Origin of the sequence: Bradyrhizobium sp. 23, from assembly GCF_023073295.1 — a bacterium.
In the GTDB taxonomy this organism is placed as follows: domain Bacteria; phylum Pseudomonadota; class Alphaproteobacteria; order Rhizobiales; family Xanthobacteraceae; genus Bradyrhizobium; species Bradyrhizobium canariense_D.
This window is the reverse complement of sequence record NZ_JADPJF010000064.1, coordinates 370,564-397,063: the sequence shown is the minus strand read 5'-3', so window position 1 is coordinate 397,063 and position 26,500 is coordinate 370,564. Positions and strand designations below refer to the sequence as shown.

The window sequence follows — 26,500 nt, the reverse complement described above, 5'->3', positions numbered from 1 at the left end:
CTCGTCCCGGTCAAGCTTTCGCCGGACCGCGCCACCCGCCGGACCGCGCTTGAGGCGGCGCGAAGGACCGGCGGGGCCAAAGCTATTCCCGGACCGAGCGCCGCGCGCAGTCAGGACTTTCTTTTCGGCGATGACGGACTGCCGGAATGATCGCAGTCGATACCTCCGCACTGATGGCGATCGTGCTCGACGAACCGCAAGCCGATGCTTGCATCACCGCGCTGGACACCGCCGACGAAATCCTGATCTCGGCGGCCTCCGTTGCAGAAAGCCTGATCGTCGCGGCACGGCGGGGCGTCGACGAAGAGATGAACAAGCTGATTAACGATCTCGGTTTGAACGTGATCTCGGTGACCCAAGCTTCGGCCGAACGCGTGGCGCAAATCTACTCGCGTTGGGGCAAAGGCATTCGTCCTGCCGGTCTCAACTTTGGTGACTGCTTCGCCTACGATGTCGCCAAGGAGCATGGCTGCGCACTTCTTTATGTCGGCGACGACTTTGCCAAAACGGATATCGTTGCGGCGGCGTAAGTCGACGGCCGGGCGCCGACTTACCGGCCGAACAGAAAAGCCGCGGGGCAGCCGTCAGGCCGTGTGACCGGGATCGACGTGCTTCGGCGTTTTCTTGTCGCGTTGGGGTGTCATCTTGGCCGGATCCGGCGCACCCGGCACGCCGCGCGGCCCGAGCTGGTCTCGCTGAATGTCGTCTTCAGAGCGGGAGGGTTCAATGCCGTTCGGTTCACGGGGCTTGGTCATCGCAGCCTCCTGAAGTGTGTTCTGCTCGGAGTGTCCCATCAAATTCCCAGCGCGTTCTCGCCGGCTTCGCGGCCGGGCACGCTGACATGGACTTCGTGTCCCTCGCGAAGCGCCAGCGAGGCGGCAGCCACCGCCGATTCGAAGGCCGCTTCCTTGGTGGAGTATCTGTTCTTGACGTCGCCGTCGTGCAGCACGCCCCATTCGTCCTGCACCGGCACGATCGTGTATTGAGCAAGGCCCATGGTGTAACTCCTCGAGATCTATCTATCGCTGCGTGAGCTGCGGGTGCGCCGCCGTCACCCGCCACACCGTGTTGCCGCTGTCATCGGCGACCAGCAGCGCGCCGGTCTTGTCGATGGCGACGCCGACGGGCCGCCCGCGCGCCTGGTTGTCGCTGTTGAGGAAGCCGGTGACGACGTCCTGCGGCGGGCCGCTCGGCGTGCCATCGGTGAACGGCACGAACACCACCTTGTAGCCGTTCAAGACCTGCCTGTTCCAACTGCCGTGCTCGCCGACGAAGGCGCCGCCGCGATAGGCCGCCGGCAAACTCGCGCTCGTGTTGAAGGCCATGCCGAGCGGCGCGACATGCGAGCTCAGCGCATAGTCAGGCACGATCGCCTTGGCGACGAGATCAGGACGCTCCGGCTTGACGCGAGGATCGACGTGCTGGCCGTAATAGCTGTAGGGCCAGCCATAGAAGCCGCCGTCCCTCACCGACGTCATGTAGTCCGGCACGAGATCGGGACCGAGTTCGTCGCGCTCGTTCACCACCGTCCACAGCGTCCCGGTCTGCGGCTCGAAGCTGAGGCCGTTCGGATTGCGCAAGCCGCTCGCGAAGATACGCCAGCGGCCGCTGGCACGGTCGATCTCGAGGATCGCGGCGCGATTGTGCTCGGCCTCCATGCCGTTCTCGGTGATGTTGCTGTTGGAGCCGACGCCGGCATAGAGCTTTGAACCGTCGGGGCTCGCGACCAGGCTCTTGGTCCAGTGATGATCGATCGGTCCGCCCGGCAGCGGCGTCAGCACCGTGCCCGGCGCGGTGATCTTCGTATCACCCTCCGTGTAGGGATATCTGACGATCGCATCGGTGTTGGCGACATAGAGATCGTTGCCGACCAGCGCGACGCCGAACGGCGAGTTGAGATGGTCGAGGAAGACGCTCTGCACGTCCGGCACGCCGTCGCCGTTGCTGTCGCGCAGCAGCGTGATGCGGTTGCTCGCGCCGGTCTCGCCGCCGGATGTCGCCCAGGACTCGATGTATCCCATCACGATTTCCTTGGGCCGCTTGATCGGAGCGCCCTTCGGCGCCTTGGATTCCACCACCAGCACGTCGCCGTTGGGCAGCACGTAGAGGAATCGGGGGTGCTGCAAGCCGGTCGCGAAGGCCTTGGCCTGCAAACCCTGCGCGACGGCCGGGGTCTCGTCCTTTTTCCAGCCGACGATACGGGCGATGTGCATCGGCGGCAGCAGGTATTGCTGGATGTCGGGCAGCGTCGGGTTGGCGCCGGTTTGCGCCTTCGGATCGCCACTGCCGTCATTGCAGCCGGCGAGACACAGCAGCGAGGCGCACAACAGCACCCGAGCGAATGCGGAGTTCATCGCGCAACTCCTACGCCGTGGCGATACACCATCGCCCAGCCGAGCCAGCCGGTGACCGGCAGGATCAATACGGTGATGGCTGAAAGAATGAGCCCGGTCGGCCACACCGAGGTCCAGGCATCGCGCGTATGGATCAACGCATTGACGATCGCCAGGACCAACGCCACCGCGTTGCCGATCAGATGCGGCCAGGCCGGCGGTTGCGCCCGCACCAGACGGTTGCCGAGAAAATCGGTCAGGCCCGCGATCGCCGCCAGTACGCCGAAGATGACGCCGACGACCAGAAGCCAGGCGGAAAAATCCGCCCACATGATCTCGGCACTGACGACATAGGCGATATCGGTCAACAGCGCTCCGATGAAACAAGCGATCGGTATCGGCACCAGCATCGGATGAATCGGATGGCCCGCGATCTGCGCGGTTGAGCGCACACGCAAATTGTCTTGCACGGTTGGCCTCTTGTCAGATCGCCACCCGCCCCGGTAGAAAACACCCGCTTTCCACGAAGGTTCCTGATGGTCGACCACGGCGCCGCCGCTGTGCCTCAACAATGCTGCGGCGTGCGAGCACTTACCAGGAACCCCTTGCCGCTCCGAGCCTTGATCCCGGCATTGAGATGAACCTGCCCTTCAGGAGACCGCGGAGTGGACCAGCCTGGCGACGGCGCCTCCTTCAATCCAGCCTCAAAGCTCGACGGCGTCTCGCGGCGCCAGACGAAACAGATCGAATCCCAGAGCCGGCCTAGCGCAGCGCTGATCCATGAGACAATCCGCGCCGAGGGTGAGCAGGAACTGGAACGGCGATGGTGGGCCATCGTGCTGTCCGGCCTCGCCGCCGGCCTTTCGATGGGATTGTCCCTGATTGTCCAGGGCGAGTTTCACGCGCTGATTTCCGACGAGGCCACCCGACGGCTGGTGGCTCCGCTCGGCTACACGGTCGGTTTCCTGGTCGTGGTGCTGGGACGGCAGCAGCTCTTCACCGAGAACACCCTGACGCCGATCCTGCCGCTGTTGCACAACAGGGATCTCGGCACGCTTGGGAGCGTGATCAAGCTTTGGGGCCTGGTCCTCGCCTCCAACATCGCAGGAACCTGGGCCGTTGGATCCGTGCTCGCGCACACCAGCATCTTCGAACCCCGCATCGTGGGCGCCTTCGTCGATCTCAGCCGCCACACCATCGAGGGTACGTTCGCGACGACCCTTGTCCGGGCGATCTTTGCCGGCTGGCTGATCGCCTTGATGGCGTGGCTACTGCCTGCCGTGAAGGGATCGCGCCCGCACCTCGTCGTCGTGATGACCTATGTGGTCGCGCTCGGCCAGTTCGCGCACATCATCGCGGGCTCGGTCGAGTGCGCCTTCCTGGTGCAGAGCGGCCTGGCGTCGCTCTCGCAATATGCCTCGGACTTCTTCGTACCGACACTCCTCGGCAATATTCTGGGCGGAACGACCCTCGTGGCCCTGCTGAACTACGGACAGGTCGCCCCCGAAATCGACGACCACAGGGAGTAAAGAGCCTGCACAAAAGCTGCCGCCTCGACAGGAACGATGGGCCCGAGCCGAGCTTGCCTCGGCAAATCAACGCGCGCCGACGAGCAGGATCAATCATGAGCACCGATACCAAGAGCCCATTCGACAAGGACCCGGCCGAAGGATCACGCGACATCATCGATCGTGAATTGCAGCGTGCCGAAGATACCGCCAACAACAAGGTCGATCATCTCCCCGGCGTGAAGGTCAGCGGGCAGCCCCAGGGCGGCGCAGTCGATCGTGCCCGGAAGCAGCGCGAGGAGAAGGACGGCAAACAGGAATAGAGCCGCTCTGCCGACCCGAAACGCACCCGGTCATCGCAAGGCCGCCCGCTCCAAGCTCCAGCCGTCACTGGGACCGACTTGACGGTCAAAGTCGGTCAATCAAGATGCATCAATTGTTGGGATGGAGCGGGTGAAGGGAATCGAACCCTTGTATTCAGCTTGGCAGTCTCGAAATACTGTAGTGTCTTCAAAGGCTGTTCTGACATTTTGGGCGTTTTTTGACCCATTGAGATCACCACGGCGGGTCAACCCGGAGCTCCCCTCGCCGACGCCGGCTAAAGGTTATGATGAGCCGATTCACTCAAGGCCCGCCAAACGGCTTCGGTCGCTCTAGCGGGACGAAAGCGCTCAAATGGGCTGGGTAGGTCGACGCGCCGCCGCCGATGGTCGTGCCCGTGCTGATGCTCAAGTAGACGTCCTTCACTCCTCTGGGCGTTTCCAGCAAGATCCAGTTCTTGCTTAAGTCCCCTATCCCGATAGTCGTAAAGCGCATTGACTTGCCGAACTGCGAACAGGAGATTGGCTTTTCGGTCGTAAACGAATTCCAGGGGCCATGCAGAGTCCCCGATCTGCCGCCGGTCTTCGGAAGGGTCAAGCCGAAGCCTAGGCCGACCGCGGCATAGACGTAGGTGCACTTCAAATTGTTTTCCGTGTCCCATATGGAGAACAACGCGCTGGCAAACGCAATCCCGGCTCCGGCCCTGCCCTTCACGATGCGCTTGATGGCCGCTCTCGCTGCAAACGAGATCGAACCGTCGACCTCAAGCAGCATGGCTATCTTGAAATTTCGACTGACCTTTGGCTTCGGCGGAACGGGTCGGGGCAAGTCTGGCTTTATGATCGGTTCGAAATAGACCTTAGGCAGAACCCAAAGGACCACTGATCTATCGTTGTCTTCGTCCAGCCTGTGATTTGCCGTCTGCGTATTGCCGATGGCGTGCGTCTGCATTTGCTCCGGGCGGATGCCCATCTCTGACAGAGACCGCGCGACCGTAATGGCGCGGTTGGCTGATGTCGTCATATTCCAATCAGCCGTACCGATCCGGCTCGCGGATCCCGTCATCCAGATCTGACCAGCGTCGTGCTCCACCAGGGGAACCACCTTGTTCTTCAGAAATTCGAAGTGCTCTGTCTTCAAGCCCCGAAACTGGTAGCCGGCAAAGTCATCGAAATCGAAATTCCAAAGCCGCGCGTGCAAAACCCCCACTCCCGAAAAATCCAGATCGACGTCAACCTTGCCCGGACCGGTTTTGTGGAACATTCTCTTCGACCTGCAATCGACAAATAGGAACTCGTCGGTGATCGTCCGGACGGCCGCAGGACCACCTTGTTTTAGTGCAGGCAGGAAAAGAGAAGTTCAAATCGACAGCTGCAACGAAGGTTGTGACCTTGCTCCCATTTCGATCTGGCACCGAAGGAGTATGCGCTTGTGCAATACGCGACATCACTGTCGCGATCGGAGCAGCTACGATATAAGAGAGTCGCGATAGGACGGGCCCTGGAATTCGTACAGCACGACGACTTCGCGCGATCGCCCTAGACTTGGAGGGCCGCTACCCAACCACGTTAAATCGGCAGCGCATCTGGATAGTACGGTTACCGGCTTGTTCTGCGTCTGCCTGATCGCCCATCAAAAATAGAGCGAAACGGTAAGCGTCGTCTAGCGCAGCTGCAATATCCCGGAAGCACTTGATATGGTCGTTGGTGATCTCATCGTTGGGGTCATTTGCATATTAATCGCGGATGGCTTTTCCCAAAGCGGGAGAAGTGGTTACCAGCGTGATCGCAATCATGGACTCTTGCGCCGAACGCCTGGATTGGAGCGACGAGGATCTCGCGAATAGGAACGAAGGCGCGCAACGTGCAGAACGACGGAGCTGACAAATTCTGCGGCCGGCCACGGACTTATCCGCCAAATCGCTTGACCAGCTTTGAACCCTTGGCTGCATCAATCTGCTGGCCCGTCAGGTCAGAACCGACGCTCAATCCTATCGTCATGAGGTTCTTGACACGCCGCGCCGCCTGCTTCTCATTGGAATAGTCGATCTCGACGTGATCGAGGCTCATTAGATGGCCGAGCTCGTGAGCCCAGGCGCGTCCATTGGCGTGGTCATTGCCATACCATTGGACGAAGCTTGCCGGCTCCGGTTGGCTATTGGGGTATGAGCTTCCACCGGCGGCCAGATTTTCAATCGAATTGACGAGGTAGATGTGGACGGCATTGTCCGGATCGTGCCGAGAGGCAAGAACACCCAGCAATCGCTGGTCATTGCTGCGCGCGCTCTTTGCCATGTCGAGCGGCTTCTCCATCAAGCAATCGCTGATCACGAACGCGATCTTGGCCTTTGACCAGATCGTATTGACCACGTCGAGCGCCTTCTTGGCTGTCTCGCTGCTCCATTGCCCGGGCTCAACGCTCCCCCTATCGGCAAATGGCGTGATGTAAATCCTCAACGGAATGGGCATCAACTTCTCCAAAGTTCGGAATTGCGATTGTATCTCCGTACGCTATCGTTCGAAATAGAGCGGCTTATATTCAGGGCTTTCTGATTAAGTCGGCTGGCGACTTGCGCACTGACGACTTCCGGCAGCGGCCACCGACGCGATCGACTGGTCGACCAAGGCCCGCCTTCGCGACTCGGAGACTGGTTCCCTCATTGCGAAGGAGCAGTTGCCGGGGCGAGCGTCCGGCAGGAACCTGAAGATCGAGCACCGGGGACCATGGAAAGCCGAACTGACGGGCTCCTGACCTCCGCGCAAGCTGTAACCGAGAGATTGACCCGCAAGCCGGCGTCCTGGACTTCACGTCCCCTCGATCTGCCGACCGCGGAATCTTCGTTTGAACTAAGCCAGAGGCTCTGCTGCACTGCCGCGAACACGCCTTAAGTGCAATAATCCTACAATTTCAAAAGCTTAATTCGCCAGCGCGAGACATCGATACTGGCGGGTGCCCATCATCCTCATGAAACGGCACACAGCGCCGGCCCGCGATTTCTTCCGTGCCGTTTGAACGCGAGCGCAGTGCCAGACAACACATAGGAATGGATCGGGCTCGAAACTGGTACTGTACGGAGATAGGCCAGCGGCCAGTGGCGTGTGAATTCAGTAATCATGCCTTACGCGGCCATCTTCGCGACGTTATCATTCGATGAGCATAGGTTGGGTGTTCGCCATGAGGTTATACAGGCACCTTCGAGTTTTGCTTCTTCTTGCCGCTTCGCTGTTACTGGCAGCCCAGCCAGCCTGGGCGACAAAGCGCGTGGCTTTGGTGGTTGGCAATGCCAACTATCAGAATGCCCCTCTGCTCCCAAACCCGGCCAACGACGCTGCCGCCATCACTGAAACCTTGAAGGGCGCAGGTTTCGATGTGGTTGACTCAAGGCTCAACCTCGCCGCGACCGATATGCGGCGGGCCCTGAGAGAATTCGCCGATCAGGCGCGCAATGCGGACATAGCCCTGGTGTACTATGCTGGCCACGGCATCGAGATCGACGGGACAAACTATCTGATCCCGACCGACGCCAGACTCGAACGTGACACTGATATTTATGACGAAGCATTCTCACTCGACCGCGTCCTGCTGGCAATCGAGCCTGCGAGACAGTTGCGCGTGGTGATCGTCGACGCGTGCCGCAACAATCCGTTTGCCGATTCGATGAAGCGTACAGTTGCCTCTCGATCAATCAGCCGCGGGCTGGCCAGGGTCGAACCCGCCGTCTCCAACACGCTGATCGCGTTTGCCGCGAAAGCCGGACTAACCGCCCTCGATGGCAACAGCAAGAATAGTCCGTATGCGACGGCTCTCGTAAAGTACATCGCAAAGCCGGGGCTCGACTTGCGTAGGGCCTTCGGCTTCGTCCGCGATGATGTCTTGCAAGCCACCGGCAACCGACAGGAGCCCTATGTCTACGGCTCGCTGGGCGGCGAAGACGTTGCACTTGTTCCCGCTGCCAAGGCTGATGAGCCGGTGCAAGCAGCCAACCCCCAGGCAGAAATTCGTCGTGATTACGAATTGGCCTTGCAACTACGCAACAAGCCCGCTCTGGACGCGTTCCTGAACCAGCATCCGGACGGATACTACGCAAATCTTGCCAAGCTGCAGCTTAATCAGCTCGATGCTGAGGACGCACGCGTCGCGGCAACAGCGAAGGCGCAGCAGGCGGAACAGCAGAAAACTCGGCTGATGTCGCAGGGCGCCCAGCGTGCCGACCAAGAGAAGGCGGCCGCGGATCTGAAGGCTGCGGAAGACGCCCGAATTGCCGCCGAGAAGGCGAAGCAGGCCGCGCAGGAGCAGGCCACCGAGGCAGAACGGAAACGAATTGCGTCCGAATCTACAATCGTTGCGGCTCTCTCCGGGAATAAGCCGGCTGTTGGGAGTGCCTTCGCGGACAATCCTACAGTCGCTGCGCTGGCTGACGACAATACGCCGCCAAAGCTTGCCGCACTCAGCGCCGAGCCGCGCCAGACCGATATCGCAAAAGCCGATATCACCAAATCCGTACAAAGCGAATTGAACCGCGTCGGCTGCTTCACCGGTAGCGTAGATGGCCAATGGAATGCAGCCTCCCAGCGCTCCTTGGCTCTCTTCAACCAGCACGCGGGAACCAAATTTGACGCCAAGCTCGCAAGTCTCGACGCGCTTGACGCAATCAAGCTCAAGCCGTCCCGCGTCTGTCCCCTGATCTGTGATCATGGCTACAAGGCTGCCGGCGACCACTGCAGCAGAATCTCCTGTGCAAGGGGCTCGTTCCTCAACGACGACAATGAATGCGAGAAACAGCGCGCCAGGCCCGTCAATGCCGCCAAGAGCAATGACAGTCAGCGGCAGGATCGGCCATTGCGTCAGCGGGCGCAGGCGAGCGCAGGCGGCTATGGCGCTGCGGTGGGCCATGCGACGGCCAGTCCTCAGATCATATGCAACGCCAGCAGCTGCCGTCCGGTCCAGCGCGGCTGCCATCTCGAATATCGCGGCGGTGGCGGGCCAGGCAACGAGGCCAATGTCGAGGTATGCCATTAGCCTCACCGCTCCTACACAACTGCGCGCTGGCACGGCGCCGAGTTGTCACGGCGCGTCGGAGCCATCAGGCCCGGTGGATTTAGGATCGCAAGCATGGCAAGTGGCCGAGCTAACGTCAGAGTCCCAAGCCTGATGTGGCCGAATCGGAGCGACCTGCGTGGTTGCGTGTGAGCTTGAGCAAAAGGACGCCAACGCCTTTCCTGGGGTGACGCTCTTCACGAAGCGGCAGGCGCCCGGCATGAAACCAACGGCGGTTTATCTTCCGCCAAAGCACCCAACAGCCGCCACGAAGTTCGATGTCGTGATCTGGCTTCACGGCTTCTACGTCAAAAACCATGAATTCCTTTTCCACAACGATCCAGCGCGGCTGCGCGAACAGGTCCGGGATTCCGGCAAGGACGTGGTGCTCATCGCGCCCTTCCTGGGCTACGAATATGCTGTGGGCAACACCTTTGCCGGAAACTACAGCGTGTCCGACCTGGCCACCGCGAACTGGGGTGAACGCTATCTCGAGGAGATCCTTGGAGCTCTGGCCAGGTTCCTGGGTATCTCCTCGACGTCCATTCCTCAGCTCCAGATCGGCAAGCTCATCATCGCATGCCACTCCGGCGGTGGTAACGGCATGCGCAATCTCGTCGGGAGCCTCGGAAAGTATCAGGGGAAGCTGACGGCTTGTTGGGGATTTGATTGCCTTTACGGTGCCAATGCGCGGCCCGACGATGCGACCTTTTGGTACCAGTGGCTATCTGGGCAGAGCGGCCACGCCCTCGAGATCGTGTATGGTCCGTCAACTCTCCCGCAATCGGTGAAGCTGGACCTGATCGGGCGCGGGCTGGCGACGGCCGATGGCAATCAAACCCAGCCTCAGCGCCCTGCCCTCAAGAATCTCAACGTAAGCTTGGGTCATTACGACCTGTTCCCGGCATTTGGACAGATGGTCAGGGTCAACGATCTTGACGCGGCTTTCGTGGATCGCTTCATGATACCGCAGGTCGCGGACCAACCGCGGCATAAGCCTGCGCCGCTGGACGGGGAATTCCTCCAGCACGCGATTTCCAACATTCGCAGTGCTTTTCCCTTTCCAAAGGACATTCATTACATGATCGCCCGCGGTGGCTTCTTCAGCCGACTGAGCAAGCTATAGCCCCAAGCCTCACAGGACTCACTTGATGGAATAGGATTTGACGTCGAACGACCAATTGTTCGTCACAAGCTTTCCGCTGCTGTTGTCCGGCACGCGCAGCTCACTGGTCCAGGCCGATAGATAGCTCAACGCGTCCGCCTGACCTTCCAGCTTGCGAGGCATGTCCGGCAAATCGAGCAATTGCACGCGCAGCTCGCTCAGGATGGCGATCATCACTGCGGACCCCGTCGGCGGTGCGACGACATATTCAAAACCACGCTGCCGCGCCGCCGGAGCAGGGACGACAAATTCGACACCCGGCTTGACGAGATTAATGTCGCGTTCGTTCGACTGCGCCAATAGCTCGGGGGTCGGAAAGATCTGGGACATCCGCCCTTCCGAGTCGACGTCAACCAGAATGAGATATCCAGGCCTCCTGGCGGTGACGCCGAACGAGACCTTGGCGCCGACGTTGACGGTCTGACTCGGGAGGATCTGAAGGGACACACTCGCGGTATTGGTCTGCCTGCGCACCGCTTGTGCGGGCCAAAGCCAAGGTACGTACGTCGTGCCGATATGCAACGCCCCCGTCGGCAACGGTGCTGCGGACGCAGGTCCGCTGCCCGCCTGTAGCAGCAGGAATGCGAACCATGCTCGCTTGCGGCGGATCGACTGCGATGACGGCATGGCGTGCTCCCCTAAGAGTCAGGGAGCACTGAAGAAGCCGATCGAGGCGATTCGCGCGTCCGCGGGCAAGTAACGCTCGAGACTCTTGATCACCTGCCCCGAGGCGCGACGCCGGTTGAACTGTACTAGGGCTGTCTCAAGCTCGACCATGCGTTGCTGCGAAGTCACCGCAACGATCTGTTCCGCACCGAACGGCTCGCCGACCCTGAGCGGTAGGCGCAAACTCGCCGATCTGGCCAACGCCGCATCAGCACCCACCGGATACAACAATTGGATGGTGCCGTCGCCGGACACATTGAACAGCAGCACCGCCCTTGATGCCACATCAGATAGGTCAACTTCGATGGTCTGGCCAGCACGTTGTTGGCGATCGTCTGGCCAAATACGCATCACCTGCGGCGACCGTGTCGCAATGCGCTTGAGTTCACGAATTGCCGCAGTCCTATCAATCACCGTCGGCAGGCTGGCAACGTCCATCCCGTAGGCGACCACATCACCCCAAGCGATCACGTCGTGCGACACAGGATCCCATATCAGGTCGGGATTGTCCGTCGGTTGAACAGCCTGCACGGAAACATCTTTTGGCTTCACGCTTACAAAATAGCTAGTCTTGCCGTCCAGCGCCGCCAGCCGGATTGGTGCAACGAGGCGTAGAGGCCCCGGCGCGCCGGCGATCGGAAGTTCCTTGGCCGCCCCCGCAAGGGTCGGAATGGTTGGAGCCTTGGCCGTGACAGCCGGCGGTGCGGGCGCCTGTCCATCGACGGGCACCCCGGCTCCGGCCTGACCCGAGGCCGCTCTCGCGGCCGGCCCCTGAATCAGCACGACACCGCGCGTCAATCCGAAGGCGACGTCGGTATCCGGCGTCTGAGCTGGCGATGATACAGTCACGATATTCTGGCGCTGGTCCGAGAGCTGATAGACCACCTGCCGAACGTTGCTGAAAAGCTCCTTAAGCGTCACCTTCCCATCGTGATTGATGTCCGCGCTACCTTCCACCGCACGCGCGACCGCATAGCTGAGAGCCCCGCGTAGGCCATCGATGCCAGGGATGCGGACTTCCGGCGCTTTGGTGTAGCGGTCCACCGCGGCCAGAAACGCCGTGTGGTCAAGGTCAAGTTCAGACTTCGGATCGTTGCTGTCCGACACCGGCTTCAGTTCGTCGACCAGCAACGTGTAGCGCGGGACCTGCCGGAAGCTCATCTCAGCGGCACGCGGATCGATGTCGCGCACCATACCGCCACCGTGGCAGGTGTCAGCCACGAAGATCACCCTCGCTCCGCGCAGCTCGAACTGCCGTATGAAATGGTTGAACTCGCTGCCCAGAACCCGCTCAACGGACCCGGTTGGCGTGGTTTCAAAGCCTGGCAGCAGGAACACGTTCTCCATCCCGTCCGGCTCCGCGCCCTTGACGCGCTCCGGCTCCTGGGTGCCATGGCCGGCGATCGACAGAAAGATGAGGTCGTTGTTCTTGGTCCGCTCCACCAGTGCACTGATCTCGCGCAGGACGCCTGCCCTGTCGGCCTGCGCGTTAGTCAGTTCGACGACGTCGCCAACCCCCATGGATTTAAGGCTGGTCACGATGTCCGTAGCGTCAGCGACCGCACCCTTCAATTTGCGCACGTGCTGGTAGTCGTCGATCCCGATCACGAGCGCACGCACCGCCGCCCCATCTGGATTGCTGAGCGACAAATCTCCTGCCGCATGCGCCCGCGGGATTGTCAGTCCGATCAACGCGGCGAGCCCGATGGTGGCGCACAGCCGCCCGATCCCGCAGTCAAGTCCTCTGGGCATCCGCATCGTGATCCACCTCGACATCATGCCTACCCATTTTGTAGCTCTGGCGACACACTGGGTTCAGCGCCTTTTGCCTGCCGTTTTGCGGCCCGCCGGCGGTTGTTCAGTCTGCTCCTGATAGGCGCCCGCTGAAACCGTCGTCTGATCATCCGCGAACGCTCGAAAGCGGACCGGAACATAGCCGCGCGCGAGCAAGCTCGCCAATGGATAGACGTTGCGACAGACGCGGCCGTTGCAGCCACCGGTCGAGGATTCCATCACCTCGGCCTTGCGATCAGGCGTGAACCGCAGGAACAGCATCACATGCGAGCCTGGCTTGTTCAGCGCATCGCCGGGCCTCAGGTCCCAAGGATTTGCCACGGGCGCAGCGATCGCGGGGATAGCTGCAGTCGTATAGTGGACGGAGAGCCCCCACGCGGCGCTGACGAATGCCGAACAGTCGACGCCCGCCACATCGGGCCGTGGCGCATTGCGGGTGCACACATTGCCAGCCAGCGTTCCGCTCTCGATCCGCTGCCGGAAGTTCGCGAGCGAACCGTGGCAGCCCCAGCAATACGGTACGCCGCGCACCTCCTGGTTCACTTTTCCCTGCAGATACCACGGCCGACGAACACGGCTGAAGCCGCTGCATTGGCTGTCGGGATCGTTGCCGTAGTTCGCCTGCGTCAGCTTCCACTGGATACCCTCGAACGCAAACGCGGTCTCGATCGCCTGCTGGCGATTGGACGGCCTCACGGCGGCCGAAGCGTCAAATTTGACGCCGGATTGTGGTGCCGGCGCCGTCGTCGTTCGCGACGGCCGCACGTCGATAATCGAGGCATTGGTCAGAGGTCGGAACCCGACGCCAATCACTTCGATACCGTCCGGCTTGGTTCGCAGGAAATAGACATCGCCACTGCCCGACACCGTGACGAACCGTCTGGTCAGCGGCGTATTTTCCAGAGGAAGCTCATAGATTCCCTCGAGACGCCCGTTCGCGGCATAGCGTGCGACGAACGTGGAGGCGTTCTTTCCTGATGGCGGAACGTCCTCGGCCAGCACGTAGAAGCGGTCGCTGTTGTCGATCTCGAGAAACTCCACCGTGCCGAGCTGGTTGCGCACGCGCAGGCCGAGTTGGCCGATGGTTTCGTTGGTGACCATGGTCTGGATCTCGACCCGGACGCTGGCATTGCCCTTGTCCGGAATGATGTCGGCGATCACCGAGCCCTTGCTTCGAGAAGCCACGTATTGCCGGTCAGGCTGCCGGGTCGTCCTGATGATGGCCGCGCGGGTGTTCTGATCGAGCAGGTCCGCCGCGCTGCCGGGTGCCTGCGATCCCATCTGGGCGAAAGCGGAGACGGCAACCTGGTCGTCTGCTCCACGGCTCGAGACCTCCTCAAGCTGGATCACGTCACCGCCGAGTCCGCGCGTGGATTGCCCCGGCGCCGCCTTCAGCGTCCGTACGCCACCGTCCCAAACCATTATGTCGTCGTCATGGACGACGAGATCGGTCGGCTGGACGTCTTTCGGCATCTTGAGGACGTCGGGATCGGAGTTTGGCTGTTTCGGGTCAAACTGGATGATGCGACCGTTGATCTGATCGAGCAAAAACAGGTTGCCCTGCCCGTCGGCGCTGAGTGCTTGCGGTCCCGCGAGTTCCACGTCCTCGCTGGCCGGGACTATGCCGACCATGGAAGCAGCCGAACCGCCGGTAAAGCTGCGTACGACAGTATCGTCGGCGTGCGCCTTGGTTCCGAAAATGCCCGCGCTAACGATGAAGACCCAGATCCAATGTTTTGGACGAAGCATATTCGCCTCAATGTACCCCGAACCGATCGCCGCGTCGGATCGACTAATCCGAGATGCCGTTGATGCCGCGCGTCAATTAGTGGTGAGCAATCTCAATCGCGTTCAATTCTATCACTGGACGGTGATAGTCCGAAATTTCTTCAGCTTGCCGAGGAAAACCATGGCCCGGAATAGATTTGAGCAAGTGAACGAAGTCCAGCCCGACGCGGTCACGCTGCTCCTGAAACGCGACAGTGACGGTGCCTCCGGAGCGATCGTGCTGCCTGCCGCCGCGAGCCAAGGGCGGCTGACCACCGACCAGGTCAGCGCGCAATTGCCGGCTCAGGATGCTTTTCGCGGCGCGATCCGGCTGGCTAACGACGTCAAGCTCGCGCTCGTGGTGTGCGATCCAGACGGGGTCTGGAAGCCCGAGTGGGGCGATCTTTATCAACCGATCGATTGACCCGCATCGGATGGAGCCGGCAAATGCTGCGACGCCGCATACAGACTAGCTTGCCGAACGGACCCTCCGCCCGACTGTCGTTCCTTATACGGGCCCTGATGGTCGCGCTGCTCGTTGCGACAGGCTGGCCGGCACGCGCCAACGACTCGGCTGCGGAATTGTCGATCGGTGGGCTCCAGTTCGTACGCACCAATGACGTGGCCATGGAGAGCGAGAACCTTCGTATCACGCTCGACAGAATCAGCGTTCGCTACCAATTCGCCAACCTCACCGCCAAGCCGGTCACGCTTAATGTTGCCTTTCCGCTGCCCGACATCGACCTGTCGGAGGCTGAGAATGTTGCATTGCCGTCAAGTGATCCGATCAACTTCGTCGAATTCGAGACCAAGGTCGATGGCAACCTGGCGCCGCTGACCGTCGATCAGCGCGCCATGGTTGGCAACAGGGATGTCAGTGCCCTGCTCCGCGAACTCAAGTTGCCGCTGCTGCCGATTGGTGGCCGCGAGATCCGGGTGACCGACCTGCCCGCGGCGACCCGGACCCGGCTTGTGGACGACGGACTTCTGATGCCTGCCGGAATGAGCGACAACGGTCGCCAGCAATATGCGCCGGGGTGGACCGTCAAGACCTCGGCTGTGCGCCAGCAGTTGTTTCCGCCCGTGCGCAGCGTCACGGTCGAACACCAGTACCGGCCGAGCGTCGGCTCCAGTCCTGACACCATTCTGCGCTCGAGCCTGCGCCGCAGCAGCGCACTCGGTCAGGAAGTTGCGCGTTACCGGAAAGAATACTGCATCCAGGATACGTTCCTTGCCGAGCTCGACAAGCGCACGGGCAATAACCAGACCAACGGCGCAAATCTCCAGGAGCGGCGCATATCGTACGTGCTCAAGACCGGCGCGAATTGGGCTGGGCCGATCCGGTCATTCAAGCTGACTATCGACCCAGGCGGCAGCGACCGCTTGGTGAGCTTCTGTCCTGGGCGGCTAAAGGCATCGTCCGCTACTGGAAACACGCTTGAATATACGGCAAGCGACTTCAAGCCGGATGCCGACCTGAAAATCCTGGTGATCGGAACATTCTGAGCGTGCCGGTCAATTGGTGAGCAGCACGTAGCGCACGGCCGCGATGACAGTCATCTTATTGCGCTGAGCCTCGCTTAGCGCCTGCAGGAAGAACGTGTCGGCGGCGATCGGTCGCGGCTGGCGCAACGAGTCGAGAACCTGCGGGACCGCCACGACCAATAGCAGTTGCGGACCGCTCGCGCGCGCTGTCGGGAGCGTAAACGAAAGTGAGTCGATGCCCGGCTTCAGAAGATAAGACAGGCTCTGAACTTCGCCGCGATCAGATACCATCAGGAGCTCCACCACGCGGTTGGCAAAGTTCTCGATGGTCCCATTGAGGGTTTCACCGCCCTTCAGCTCTGTCGCTGACAAGGTGATGCGTGGCATTCGCGCCTGATCGCTCCCGACCTGACTCAAGAACTTGACGGCTGGGCATTGCGCCTGGGTCACTTGCCTGACGCCGATCGAAGCCTCGAAACCCTGCTCACGCCGAAACGCTTTGTCGAACGTGTCGAATGGGACGGTCGAGGCACCGAACCCTTCGATGACAGCGGCATTTGGGCTCACGGCAATCGGCAACACGAAGAAGCAGTCACCGCCGGAATATTGGGCCACGTATTTGCGGATGCGCTCGGCGCGCCCTGGCCCATCGAGTGCCGGAGACTGCGTCGCCGTCGGCTGCGCGGGCAACTTCTCCGGCTCTTGGGGTCCGGGCTGTGGTCCAGCGGGCTCGACCTTCGGCGGCGCCATTGCGCCGGCGAGTTTCGGGGGTGGCGACAAGACCGCGGTGCTTGGCGCTGACCAAACCAGCTTGTAGAAGGCATATCCACCACCGCCGACCAGCAGCAACAATGCCGCGGCGCCCGCCCCCAGCCAGAGGCGGCGCGGACTCCGCGCGATCTCCGGCATCCTGTCCTGCGGCGCCGGCGACGCGCTTTCCGGCCGCCGCAGCGGATCGAAGCCATATAACGGCGCGGCCGGCGTCTGGGCGGAACCGGTTGGCGTCCAGCTGGCGACCTCCCCCATAGTGGGGCGCAATGCCGGATCAGGCTGCAGCATCCGCTCCAGCAAAGGTCGGATGCGCATATCCACACCACCGAGATCGGGCACACGCCGGCGCTTCTCCACCAGTTGAAATTGGCTGCCGCCCATGTCGAGTTTCTGTCCGGTCAGCGCATGGAACAGCACAAGACCGAGGCTGTAGACATCGGATTTCGCAGTCACGTCATTGCCGTACAACCCTACTTGCTCCGGCGATGCGTAGTTGTCCTTGCCGGCGAAGCCCGAGCCGATGATGGTTTTGTCGCCCATTTGGGTCGACCGAGCGATGCCGAAGTCGATGATCTTGGCCCGACTGACGTCGTCGAGCGGAATGATGATGTTGTCCGGAGACACGTCGCGATGGATGATGCCGTGCTCATGTGCGGCCTCCAGTCCCAATGCGACACGCTGCCTCAGCCTGATCAGCGCCTCGAAGGTCAACGGCCCATCATCGAGCATGTTCGAGAGCGAGCGGCCATTCACGAACTCCATCGCGAGATAAGGTCGCTGCAGCACCGGCTCGACGGTAAACAGGAAGTAGCGAACGATCGCGTCGTGCGGAAGATTGTGGAGTGCCGCGGCCTCTCGACGGAACAGCGCGAGCGCGGCCTCGTTATCAACCACGTCGGGCAGTAGCATTTTCACCGCAATAGGCGATCCAGTCTGGATCTCACGGCATTTGTAGACCTCACCCATGCCGCCCGCGCCGATCACCGCTTCGACCTCGTAAATGCCATTGAGACGGGTGCCGGGCGGCACGCCGTGATAGGACGATCGGAACGGATCGCTCGGACTCATGGTTGCGGCTCCCGATTGAGCGGAGATCTTGTCGTCCCCTGAGATCGTGGCGTCAGTAGTCGCACGATCACAATCGTCAAATTGTCAAGCCCGCCACGATCAAGAGCCAGCGCGAGCATGTCATCGCAAGCCGCCTGGGCGCGTCGCGTAGCCGCGTGCTGCAGGATCTCGTCGTCCTGCACGTGCCTGGTCAGGCCATCGCTGCAGATCACGAAGATATCTTCTGGCTCGGCCGGGCCTGTCACCACCTCGAATTCCGGATCATCGGCGACACCGACGGCACGCGTAATGGCATTGCTCGGCCAATCATTCACGTCTTCGCGCGACAGCGCACCTTTTGCGATCAGCTCCTCCAGTTCGCTGTGATCATGCGAGACCTGGCGAATTGCGCCGCGACTAATAAGGTAGACCCGGCTGTCACCCGCCCATATGCAGGCATAGTAGTTATCGCGAACGAGCAGAACCGCCGCTGTGGTCCCGACGGTGGCACCCTGTCGTTCATGACTAAGCGCCAGTATCTGCTGGTTTGCGCTGAAAAGCCGCTCCTCGCATTCCGCCAGCAGGTCTGCGGCTGATTCTGGTGTGGCGATAGCGTCGAGCGACTGCACTACGATGCGACTGGCGAGATCACCGGCCTCGTGCCCCCCCATGCCGTCGGCGACCGCCCACAGACCAACGTCGGTTCGTACCAAACATGAATCCTCGTTCCGCTCCCGCACGCGTCCGGCATGGGTGACGCTGCCAACATCGAACAAGGACGGAATATGCACCATCGCGCGTCATCCATTCCCGGATGCCGCGGGTCCGAGATCACCGGTCAGCAGCGTGACGTAGTGAAACGGATCTGGCAATCCGCGACAACTCAGCGCCATTGGCGGGAAGCCTTCTCCTCCGGCGGTCCACCAGAAGCTAGCCGCGGCGTAGACCTGTGGGTTGGCAGCGCAAAGTGCTGCAAACGACGCCGCGAAGGCTTCGACCGCCGAAGCCCTCCCCATTGCCGCAGTACCAAGCGACGTGACCGGCGGATCGCCGGTGATGGTCTCCTGCAGTCGTGGCACCGAAAGCCGATCCAATGCATCGGAGATCTGCTCGAAGGTTGCGGCCCGATCCAGGGTCGAAAGCAGGAACGCCTCCACTTGCCCGAACCATTCGTCCTGCGGATCAATGCTCGGCGGCGGCAGCGAGACGGCCTCGCCGGTCACCGCATGCAGGGTCAAGGGATAGTATCGCCCCACCCCATCGAGCGAGGGCATGATCGCACCCGCCACTGTCGTGCCGCAGATCGCGGCGCCGAGCCAAAACCGCCAGACCGGCGCGGTCAGAAAGGCCTGTTGCCATCCTGGGCCAAGCTGGTGGCGACTTGCTGACAGCGCAGCCTGTACCCACGGCTCCCAGGCTTCCAGGAAGCTGCGCGGGGTCGCGATCGCGATGAAATCGCGCTTCGCACCGATTTTGCCGAATATCCCGCAACGCATGGTCATATCCCGGTCGGGCAACGAAACTCGCGCAGCACTGACAGGTTCAGCGGGTTGCGCAACGATCCGGTCGAAATTTGATAGTTGAGCTCGCGCCCGGCGACGATGAAACTCGCGCTGGCGGTTTCCGCTTTCACCACTAACGAGCCCGCCTCCAACATCCGAAACAACGACCAGGGACCAATGCGCTCAAGCACGGATGGCGGGCCGGTATCGTTACTGACTGAAATTGCCGTTCGCGGCGCTGGGCCCGGCCATAGGATAGTAGTCGGCGAGTTGGTCTGCGGCTGTGGCGGTGGCGGTGGCGTAGGTTGCGGCCCGCCGAACAAGGACGGAGGGGCCGATCCGGGAATGGTTGGGCTCGCAATTGTGGTGCCACCGATCTCGGTCTTAACTGTCACGCCTGGTCCCGGTGCCCCAGGGGGTCGGATCGCGAATGAAACGGCGGGCACACCGCCGCCCGTCTGGAAGAACGCATCCCGGATATAAGCCGCGTTCTGGAATTGTTTGAGCGTCTCGGGCGAGAACGACCGACCAACGGGGCTCTCCTTTCGCCAAGCCCAGTCCGACCGCGACGTGTCGGCATAAGGTGCCAGGTACTGGGTGAAGAACCTGTCCATAACGCCATTCGGACTGAACAATTTGGCAAAATCCGCGAGCGGAACTTCCTGGCCGCTGCCGCGGATAAACGGGTAGCGGTTAGTCACGGTCTGTTGGCAGACCGGCGTGACCTGATCGCGCAACGTTTGCAGGATTTGTCCGGCGGTTGAAGCCGCGATGCTACCTTCGAACTCCGCGGCTGCTGCTCGCAACATATCGGAGAATGGCGACGGCATGCGCGAGGCGTTGTTGCGGAGCGCTGCGACCTGGTTCTGGAGCGCAGCTGTGGCTTGTGCGGTCAGTTGGGGATTCTCGATGATCAGCGTCAGGTTCTGCGCGATGTCGTTCAGGTTCGCGACGGTCGAGTCGATTGGCCGGCGGGTGCTCTCGCCTTCGAGCGCTGCGTGGTAAGGCTTGAACTGTGCTTCGATCATCGTGCCAGGCGGTCCATCCTGAGCATTCGTGAAGAGTGCTGGCGCCGATGCGGCAGCTGGCGCCGAAGCGCTCTTCGCCCGTTCCTTGGTCAGCACCGTCTCGTCGCGCACCGACTCCAGAATTTGCCGCATCGGCGAGGTCGGCGCCGAAAGCGCCCGAAGCACCTCATATTTCGGTTTGTCGGCGAGCAGCTTCTTCAGGCGCAGGCTCCCGAGCGCCGTTCGCCAGGTCGTCACGAAATCGTTTGAATAGATGCTGAGCAGATCGCCGGCCAGATTGTCGTACTGCTGGTTGATGGCCGACTGCTGGCCGGCATCCCCCAAAACCCATCGCTCCCGCTTCATCCGCTCAGACAATCCGGACAGCCGGGCGACGAACTTCTGATGGAAGCCGTTATACGTGAAGAACTCAGGTACCCGCACGGCGTCCAAAGGCTGCCCGGTCGTGGTTTCGAACACGACACCCATGTCGGGTCCGCCATGGCGGCTGGCGATCCAGTCGCCGGCGATCGACGCGCGAGCCTCCGATTTCAGAAACTCGTACGCTCGTTGCGACACGCTCAGGCGCGCCAAGGAGTTCTGGGCCTGCTTGATCAACCGGCCGTCGAGTTCGACCAAGGGCGGCTGTTCGGTCTCGAGGTCGAACATTGCCACGAGGTTCTCGTCGAGCAGACGCCGCCCTTCTGCGTTGGTGGCGCCAGGATAGAGATTATCCACCCAGTCACGTTGCATCCAGGAGCGGATCAACTCGCGATCCGGCGACTGCAGGCCACCGATCATCAGATAGACCTTGAGCGCCTCATAGACGAAGGCAGGCTCGTTTATGCGCGCATTGAGCTGCTCTTCCAGGCGATACAGCAGGCGCGGTCGGAACATGCGTTCAAGCGCGGTGTGATAGGCCGCTTTCGAGGGCGACAGCAGCCGGGCGCGCTGACTGAGCCCGTAGCGAGCCGACAGAGGCACCGATTCGCCGCGCGATCCGTAGCCCGCCGGGGCGTTGCGAAGCCGGTAGAGTAGCGGCAGCACCTTGTCGAGATCATGATCGGCAATCAACGTCTGCTTGATAAGTGCCGCGCCGGCGGTTGCATACTCGCTATCCGCCTGCAGGCTTTGCTCGATCAAATCGGCGTTCCGCTTGTAGCTCACCAGCCAAGCTGCGATCAGCCCGATCGAGACCAGACCGATCAATGACAGGGCTGCGGTCTTCAGGACCAGCGCGCGGCGCACCGCGGCACGGTCAGTCGAGACCCAGTCGGCCTCGCCGATGATGACCTTGGAAATCAGATCGGCAAGGAAGAAGCTCTTGCCCGTGCCCGAATAGGATCCGGAACCGACTTCCTCAGCGCCGAACGTGCGCGCCAGCGACCCGATCAATTGATCGATCGGCGTGCCCTGCTGCGTACCCGAAGTAAAGTAGAATCCGCGCAGGTTCGCGTTCACGTGATAGCGCGTCGGCTCGAAGATCAGGTTGAGGAAATCGTGGATCTGAGGCTTGAGCCGCGCCATCTGTGCCGGAAAACCGAACAATTGCACGCGGTGCTGGGGCGTCGGCTCGTCCTGCAGACGGTCGAGCGTCTCTTCGCTCAGGCGCTCCAGCAGACGGTCGAACTCGAACGGGATCTGCCCAACCAGATTCTGGGTCTTGTCGGCGGTCTGGAACGTGGCACCCCAGACTTGACGGCGGCCGGCCTCCCCGAGATAAGCGAAATACTCGGTGAAGCCGGCAACGAGATCCGCTTTGGTAAATAGCGCGTAGACTGGGAAGCTGACCTTGAGTCTCTGATGCAGCTCGAGCAGGCGCATCCTGATGGCATCGGCATGAAGTGCGAGCTCCTGCTTCGGCAGCGTCAGGATGTCTTCGATACTGATGGCGACAAGAACGCCGTTGATCGGTTGGCGCGACCGGCTTTTCTTCAGGATGTCCAGGAACGCCAGCCAGCTGTCCTTGTCGGCCTTGCTGTTGGAGTCCTGGGTGGTGTAGCGGCCGGCGGTATCGATCAGCACCGCCTCCTCTGTAAACCACCAATCGCAGTAGCGGGTACCGCCGACCCCTGCGATCGCCGCGGGCGTTGCCCCGCGCGCGAGCGGAAATTTGAGCCCGGAATTGACAAGCGCCGTCGTCTTGCCGGCGCCGGGCGGACCGATGATGACGTACCAGGGGAGATCGTAGAGATAGCCCGACTTGTTGCCGCTGGCGGTCTTCAGCGTCGCGAGCGCATCCTTCATGCGCTCCTTGAGCACTGGTTCATCGCTGACGGGCTGGTCTGCACCAGCGATACCATCGGCAATCTCCTTGGCACCCTTGCGCCGCTTGAACAGATTGAGGCCAACGATGCCTGCCACGGCCGTGGTGAGCAGCAGAATAGCGATCTGCCGGACGATATGGTTCTCCAGCGGCCGCCAATCGCCGAATGCGATGAAGGGACCGGCGAAATAGATCACCGCTCCGAGCGAGCTGAGCCCGACCCCGTAGAGAACGATGCGAAGAATGTCCTTGGCAAGCATCTAACCGTACCCGTCGCAAAACCACCTGATCCGGCGGTGTGTGCCTATTCGCTGCGTTCGATAAAGATCTCGACGCGCCGGTTCTTGGCACGTCCCTCGGGCGTTGTGTTGCTGGCAATCGGCGCATCTGCTCCTTTGCCCTCGACGTCGACGCGCGAACCATCGTTCAAGCCAGGTTTCAGTGCCGCGGCAACCGCCTTGGCGCGCTCGACCGACAACTCGAAATTGGTCGGGAAGCGGACTGTGCGGATCGGCGAACTGTCAGTATGGCCGACGACCCGGATCCGTCCCGGCTCCTTGTCGAGGGTTGCTGCGACGCGGAGAGCGATCGGCTTAAAGCCGTCGAGGATGGTCGCTTGGCCCGACGCAAACAAGGCCAGGTCGCAGACCCTGATCACGATGAAGCTGGGGGTCTGGTCCGCCGTCATGGCGCAGGCGGTGTTCTCCTTCGCGAGCGCATTGCGGATGCGTTGCAACTGGGTAATGCGATCCGGCGGCGGCGGAGGCGGCGGCGGTGGGGGTGGTGCAACGACCTGACGCTTGAGTTCGATCGGACCGGCCGGATGGAGCGCGAGCGCCACCTCAGCAGCATTCTCTGCCCGTCCAGCGAGGAGCGTCCGCAGAACGAAATACGACCCGGTCAGCAGCGCGGCGACCACGGCTGCCACGAGCCAGACCGGAACACGCAGACGCTGCCGGCGCCCCGCCAGCGCCTGCCCGCGCCAGTTGGGCGACAGGTCGCTCATCGTTTTCGGTCTGACCCGGCGCAGCAATTCATAGAGGTTGCGCTGGATCAGTTGCAGGTTCGCAAGTCCGCCCCCTGACGTCCGGTGGATGCCCTGAAAACCAAGCGCAAGGCAGGCGTGCTGAAGTTCGAGGACCGGATAGTTGACCAGTGGATCAACCTTCAAATGGTCGAGGATCTCAAAGAATCGGACGCCGCCGACACGCTCGCCGAAGAACCGGCTCAGCATCGAATATTGCGTCCAGACGTGACGCTCTTCGGTTGGGATGTGCTGCACGATATCGTCAGCAGTGGCACACAGGATGTATTTTGCTGTGTTGGCCTGGTGCTCGGAAATGCCCGCTGAACGGATGTCCTTCTCAAAGAATTTGATCGCGTCTGCGACCTGCTCCATCAGGCTGGCGAATGACGCTCGCATGAGCGCCACACGCAACCGACCGAGCAGTTGCAGCAACGGGCCCGCAGCGCGCATCACCGGATTGGCATTTGGCGCGACCAGATCGTCAACGCGCAACGGCGGCCCTGGCGGCATCAAGGGTTGCGGCACCTGGCCTTGCGCGGGTGTCGAGATCCATTCCTCGGCTGGATGGCTGGCCGGCGCGGAGGCGTAGTTCGAGCCCTGTGGAACGGGCGAAAAGGATGGTGGTGGGGCCGGCGTGCCGGGAGAGGGTACGGGTGATGGCGAATAGGCTGGGCGTGCTGCGGGCCCGCCGCCCGGCGGAGGTTGAGAGATCGGCGCCGGCGGCAACTTTCCGCCGGGGTTGGGACGGATGATCGTCCGTTCGCCCCGCCCGAAAGGATTGACCGGCTTGTCCTTGTCGCTCATGGCCTGTCTTCCAGGATAGCCCAAAGATACAGCTCAAGCTCGGGCCAGTCGCCGGAAAAATGCATTCCGATCGACGCAGCCGTACTGAACTCGGGCCACAGCGGTGACTTGCGGTCGAGATAGAAATAGACGTGATCCGTGATGGCCCGGATATGCGGCGGCGGCGTCGGCAAATGCGCCAACGTGAGGCCCGGCAGGTTTGCGTGCACGATCTCGTTCATCTTTGTGTTCGGCCCGACCTTGAACAGGTGCGGGAAATCGTTCTGGATCTCCACAAGCGGCCGCCGTGCGGCAACTTCCAGCACCAGGGTCGCATTTCGGAATAGCGCTCGATCGCGGATCGGCGATACGAACGCATTCTGTGCGCGCTCGATGATCTCCAGGCGGATCGCCCGCCGACCCAGCCGCGCGCTCAAGAAGTCCTGGATGTCGCTCACCAAGGGTGTGAAGACGTTCTCGAGATCGTCGTGATTGTACGCCGGATAGTTGCGCGCCCGCCGTTCCGCCGTGGAAAACGTCGCAAGTTCACCCGCGAACCTCAGCAATTCCTCGTACAGGCGCTCCGGGTGAACGCTGCCGGAGCGCTGGAAATGAGTCAGCACGGGAATGGTACGGTTCAGCACTTGCAGGACCAGATAGTCGACGCTCTGCAACCCACCACCGGATGACGGATCGACGGCGTAACGCGCCAACTCGTCGAGTTTAGTCTCAACCCAGCCGATGATGCGGTTGAGCCAGCCATCGATGATCGGATGCGCGGCGCAGACCAGCATCGGCGGCACGAACTTGTCGTCGAACAGGATGTTCTTGTCGCGCACCTCCAGAATGCGCGCGATGCCCAGGCCCATGTATCCGGGCTTGCTCGTCTTGCGCAGTTCGAAAGACAGGCGCGGATAAGCGATGTCGATCTCTTCCTCGATGCGGAGCGCCGAGGTCGAGTCGATGAAGGTTTCCGAAGTGCGAACATAACGACTGGCGCTGTCGGTGCGGTCCTCGTCAACCTCGCGGGTGTTTGGCGCCGCGACCGGCATCATCAGCCAGACGATCTGGCCTGCAGCCGTCTCCGGCACCTCGATCGATTCGGGTATTGGGCTGTCCGCAGGGATATCGAACGGCGTACCGTCCGGCATGAGGCCGGACGCACTGCGCACCGCGAATTTGCTCTGTTCGGTAAGATCCCTATCGATCTCTAGCTCGGCAAAGCCCCAAGGGTATGGTGTCGTGTAGCGAACGCGCTTTTCCAGCAAGTGTTCGATGTAGCGGTCGTTCTGCTGCAGATGATGCGGCCGCAGAAACAAACCTTCCGACCAGAAGACCTTGCTGTACCAAGACATTCCTATATCCACTTAGAAATTGTAGGCAACCTCGTGGTCGCCGAGAGTTTACTTTGAGCCGGGCTTATCACCGCGGTCGTAATAGTTCGAGAAAAGCAACATAAAGGTTTCGATCGGGGCGTTGTTGTCGCGGCCAAGATGCGCTTTCCAGCGCGTCAAGAACTCGTCCCAGAGTTTGCCCTTGTTCGTGCCGAGCCAGGAGCTTGCGCCACGCTGAAGCTCGAGCTCGCGCGCCATCAGCGTCGGATCTATGCCCGCAATCAGCTCATGGACAGCGTGCTGCATCGCCATATAGGTTCTCAACTGATGTGACTTGAGATCACTGAAGCCCTGTGCAAAGGCGCGCTGTGCATCGAGATAGCTGCGTGTCGGCGGCCCAAAGAGAATGCGCATCGCTTCCTCCGAGGTCGGCGAGAATTTCAGCGGATTATTTTCGAGGGCTTGGACGGTGGTCTGGCTGGTGCTACGGGTCAGCTGCTTGGCTTGGGTTCGCGCTTGCAGCAGCGCCATCAGATTGTCCACGGTCATACGCAAGATGATGCCAAGCTGTTCGGCGAGTTCGGCATCGGACTTGCTGGCGAAGAAATTCTCCGGCAATCCCGCAGCGCGCGCCACCAGTCGCGCGAACTCGGTACCACCGACTGGCTTGGCCGCGACAGGTCGCTC

General features: G+C 61.5%; 23 protein-coding genes and 1 pseudogene. 8 read left to right on the top strand and 16 right to left on the bottom strand.

The annotated features are described in order from the left end of the window. Together IVB32_RS17090 and IVB32_RS17085 are read left to right on the top strand one after the other, a co-directional pair. A pseudogene (locus tag IVB32_RS17090) lies at positions 1 to 150 on the top strand (type II toxin-antitoxin system prevent-host-death family antitoxin); the annotation flags it as partial. Beyond that, a complete protein-coding gene (locus tag IVB32_RS17085) occupies positions 147 to 530 on the top strand; it encodes a type II toxin-antitoxin system VapC family toxin (protein ID WP_085351261.1) in 384 nt (127 codons plus the stop codon). The pseudogene IVB32_RS17090 and the gene IVB32_RS17085, both read left to right, overlap by 4 nt. A 54-nt stretch (positions 531 to 584) precedes the next feature. Here the strand turns inward: IVB32_RS17085 and IVB32_RS17080 are convergent, their stop codons facing one another. The 4 genes from IVB32_RS17080 to IVB32_RS17065 are packed head-to-tail and all read right to left on the bottom strand — an operon-like array spanning position 585 to position 2,803. Further along, positions 585 to 755: a hypothetical protein gene (locus IVB32_RS17080; protein WP_166520788.1), complete on the bottom strand. Its 171-nt coding sequence runs from the start codon at positions 753 to 755 to the stop codon at positions 585 to 587. Positions 756 to 793: 38 nt separating this feature from the next. Further along, the gene (locus tag IVB32_RS17075) at positions 794 to 997 is read right to left on the bottom strand and encodes a hypothetical protein (protein WP_007611681.1); all 204 of its coding nucleotides are present in this window, start codon (positions 995 to 997) and stop codon (positions 794 to 796) included. A gap of 22 nt (positions 998 to 1,019) precedes the next feature. Beyond that, the gene (locus IVB32_RS17070) at positions 1,020 to 2,354 is read right to left on the bottom strand and encodes a sorbosone dehydrogenase family protein (RefSeq protein WP_247385939.1); all 1,335 of its coding nucleotides are present in this window, start codon (positions 2,352 to 2,354) and stop codon (positions 1,020 to 1,022) included. Next, positions 2,351 to 2,803, bottom strand: a complete 453-nt coding sequence (locus tag IVB32_RS17065) for a DUF2231 domain-containing protein (RefSeq protein WP_085357988.1) — start codon at positions 2,801 to 2,803, stop codon at positions 2,351 to 2,353. The genes IVB32_RS17070 and IVB32_RS17065 overlap by 4 nt, the downstream gene beginning before the upstream one ends. Positions 2,804 to 2,998: 195 nt before the next feature. On the opposite strand from IVB32_RS17065, the gene IVB32_RS17060 reads away from it, so the two are divergent. Continuing rightward, on the top strand, positions 2,999 to 3,862 hold the full coding sequence (locus IVB32_RS17060) for a formate/nitrite transporter family protein (protein ID WP_247385937.1): 864 nt from the start codon (positions 2,999 to 3,001) through the stop codon (positions 3,860 to 3,862). A gap of 95 nt (positions 3,863 to 3,957) precedes the next feature. Continuing rightward, positions 3,958 to 4,164 (top strand): hypothetical protein, encoded by a 207-nt coding sequence (locus tag IVB32_RS17055; RefSeq protein ID WP_247335912.1) that lies wholly within the window; start codon positions 3,958 to 3,960, stop codon positions 4,162 to 4,164. 301 nt (positions 4,165 to 4,465) lie between these two features. Here the strand turns inward: IVB32_RS17055 and IVB32_RS17050 are convergent, their stop codons facing one another. Beyond that, entirely contained in the window at positions 4,466 to 5,425 is a 960-nt protein-coding gene (locus tag IVB32_RS17050) for an OmpA family protein (protein WP_247335909.1), read from the bottom strand. Between the two features lie 644 nt (positions 5,426 to 6,069). Then, the gene (locus IVB32_RS17045; RefSeq protein ID WP_018457615.1) at positions 6,070 to 6,642 is read right to left on the bottom strand and encodes a hypothetical protein; all 573 of its coding nucleotides are present in this window, start codon (positions 6,640 to 6,642) and stop codon (positions 6,070 to 6,072) included. A 694-nt stretch (positions 6,643 to 7,336) separates the two neighbouring features. On the opposite strand from IVB32_RS17045, the gene IVB32_RS17040 reads away from it, so the two are divergent. Continuing rightward, entirely contained in the window at positions 7,337 to 9,181 is a 1,845-nt protein-coding gene (locus IVB32_RS17040) for a caspase family protein (RefSeq protein ID WP_247362339.1), read from the top strand. Between the two features lie 157 nt (positions 9,182 to 9,338). Next, entirely contained in the window at positions 9,339 to 10,325 is a 987-nt protein-coding gene (locus IVB32_RS17035; protein ID WP_026233408.1) for a hypothetical protein, read from the top strand. Positions 10,326 to 10,343: 18 nt separating this feature from the next. On the opposite strand, the gene IVB32_RS17030 is transcribed toward IVB32_RS17035, so the two are convergent. From IVB32_RS17030 to IVB32_RS17020, 3 genes are all read right to left on the bottom strand, one after another. Next, positions 10,344 to 10,886 carry a DUF4384 domain-containing protein gene (locus tag IVB32_RS17030; RefSeq protein WP_240543158.1) on the bottom strand — a complete coding sequence of 181 codons (543 nt, stop codon included), beginning with the start codon at positions 10,884 to 10,886 and terminating at the stop codon, positions 10,344 to 10,346. 123 nt (positions 10,887 to 11,009) lie between these two features. Further along, positions 11,010 to 12,788 (bottom strand): caspase family protein, encoded by a 1,779-nt coding sequence (locus IVB32_RS17025; protein ID WP_247362325.1) that lies wholly within the window; start codon positions 12,786 to 12,788, stop codon positions 11,010 to 11,012. 57 nt (positions 12,789 to 12,845) lie between these two features. After that, positions 12,846 to 14,456 carry a hypothetical protein gene (locus IVB32_RS17020; RefSeq protein WP_240543156.1) on the bottom strand — a complete coding sequence of 537 codons (1,611 nt, stop codon included), beginning with the start codon at positions 14,454 to 14,456 and terminating at the stop codon, positions 12,846 to 12,848. Here IVB32_RS17020 and IVB32_RS17015 point away from each other — a divergent pair. Continuing rightward, on the top strand, positions 14,455 to 15,015 hold the full coding sequence (locus IVB32_RS17015; protein ID WP_231191009.1) for a hypothetical protein: 561 nt from the start codon (positions 14,455 to 14,457) through the stop codon (positions 15,013 to 15,015). The genes IVB32_RS17020 and IVB32_RS17015 overlap by 2 nt on opposite strands. A 98-nt stretch (positions 15,016 to 15,113) precedes the next feature. After that, a complete protein-coding gene (locus tag IVB32_RS17010) occupies positions 15,114 to 16,097 on the top strand; it encodes a DUF4424 domain-containing protein (protein WP_085383672.1) in 984 nt (327 codons plus the stop codon). 9 nt (positions 16,098 to 16,106) lie between these two features. Here IVB32_RS17010 and IVB32_RS17005 read toward each other — a convergent pair whose 3' ends face one another. Genes IVB32_RS17005 through tagH form a run of 7 tightly spaced genes read right to left on the bottom strand, consistent with a single transcriptional unit; the run spans position 16,107 to position 26,449 of the window. Further along, positions 16,107 to 17,915, bottom strand: a complete 1,809-nt coding sequence (locus IVB32_RS17005; RefSeq protein ID WP_085396309.1) for a serine/threonine-protein kinase — start codon at positions 17,913 to 17,915, stop codon at positions 16,107 to 16,109. Next, on the bottom strand, positions 17,912 to 18,688 hold the full coding sequence (locus tag IVB32_RS17000; RefSeq protein WP_085348552.1) for a protein phosphatase 2C domain-containing protein: 777 nt from the start codon (positions 18,686 to 18,688) through the stop codon (positions 17,912 to 17,914). The genes IVB32_RS17005 and IVB32_RS17000 overlap by 4 nt, the downstream gene beginning before the upstream one ends. A 6-nt stretch (positions 18,689 to 18,694) precedes the next feature. Further along, positions 18,695 to 19,396 carry a type VI secretion system-associated protein TagF gene (gene tagF, locus IVB32_RS16995; RefSeq protein ID WP_018457625.1) on the bottom strand — a complete coding sequence of 234 codons (702 nt, stop codon included), beginning with the start codon at positions 19,394 to 19,396 and terminating at the stop codon, positions 18,695 to 18,697. Continuing rightward, positions 19,393 to 22,929 carry a type VI secretion system membrane subunit TssM gene (gene tssM, locus IVB32_RS16990; RefSeq protein WP_247385933.1) on the bottom strand — a complete coding sequence of 1,179 codons (3,537 nt, stop codon included), beginning with the start codon at positions 22,927 to 22,929 and terminating at the stop codon, positions 19,393 to 19,395. The genes tagF and tssM overlap by 4 nt, the downstream gene beginning before the upstream one ends. A 44-nt stretch (positions 22,930 to 22,973) precedes the next feature. Next, positions 22,974 to 24,500 carry a type VI secretion system protein TssL, long form gene (gene tssL, locus IVB32_RS16985; protein WP_026233411.1) on the bottom strand — a complete coding sequence of 509 codons (1,527 nt, stop codon included), beginning with the start codon at positions 24,498 to 24,500 and terminating at the stop codon, positions 22,974 to 22,976. Further along, positions 24,497 to 25,834 carry a type VI secretion system baseplate subunit TssK gene (gene tssK, locus IVB32_RS16980; RefSeq protein ID WP_018457628.1) on the bottom strand — a complete coding sequence of 446 codons (1,338 nt, stop codon included), beginning with the start codon at positions 25,832 to 25,834 and terminating at the stop codon, positions 24,497 to 24,499. The genes tssL and tssK overlap by 4 nt, the downstream gene beginning before the upstream one ends. A 48-nt stretch (positions 25,835 to 25,882) precedes the next feature. After that, positions 25,883 to 26,449: a type VI secretion system-associated FHA domain protein TagH gene (tagH, locus tag IVB32_RS16975; protein ID WP_247410833.1), complete on the bottom strand. Its 567-nt coding sequence runs from the start codon at positions 26,447 to 26,449 to the stop codon at positions 25,883 to 25,885. Positions 26,450 to 26,500: the final 51 nt, after the last annotated feature.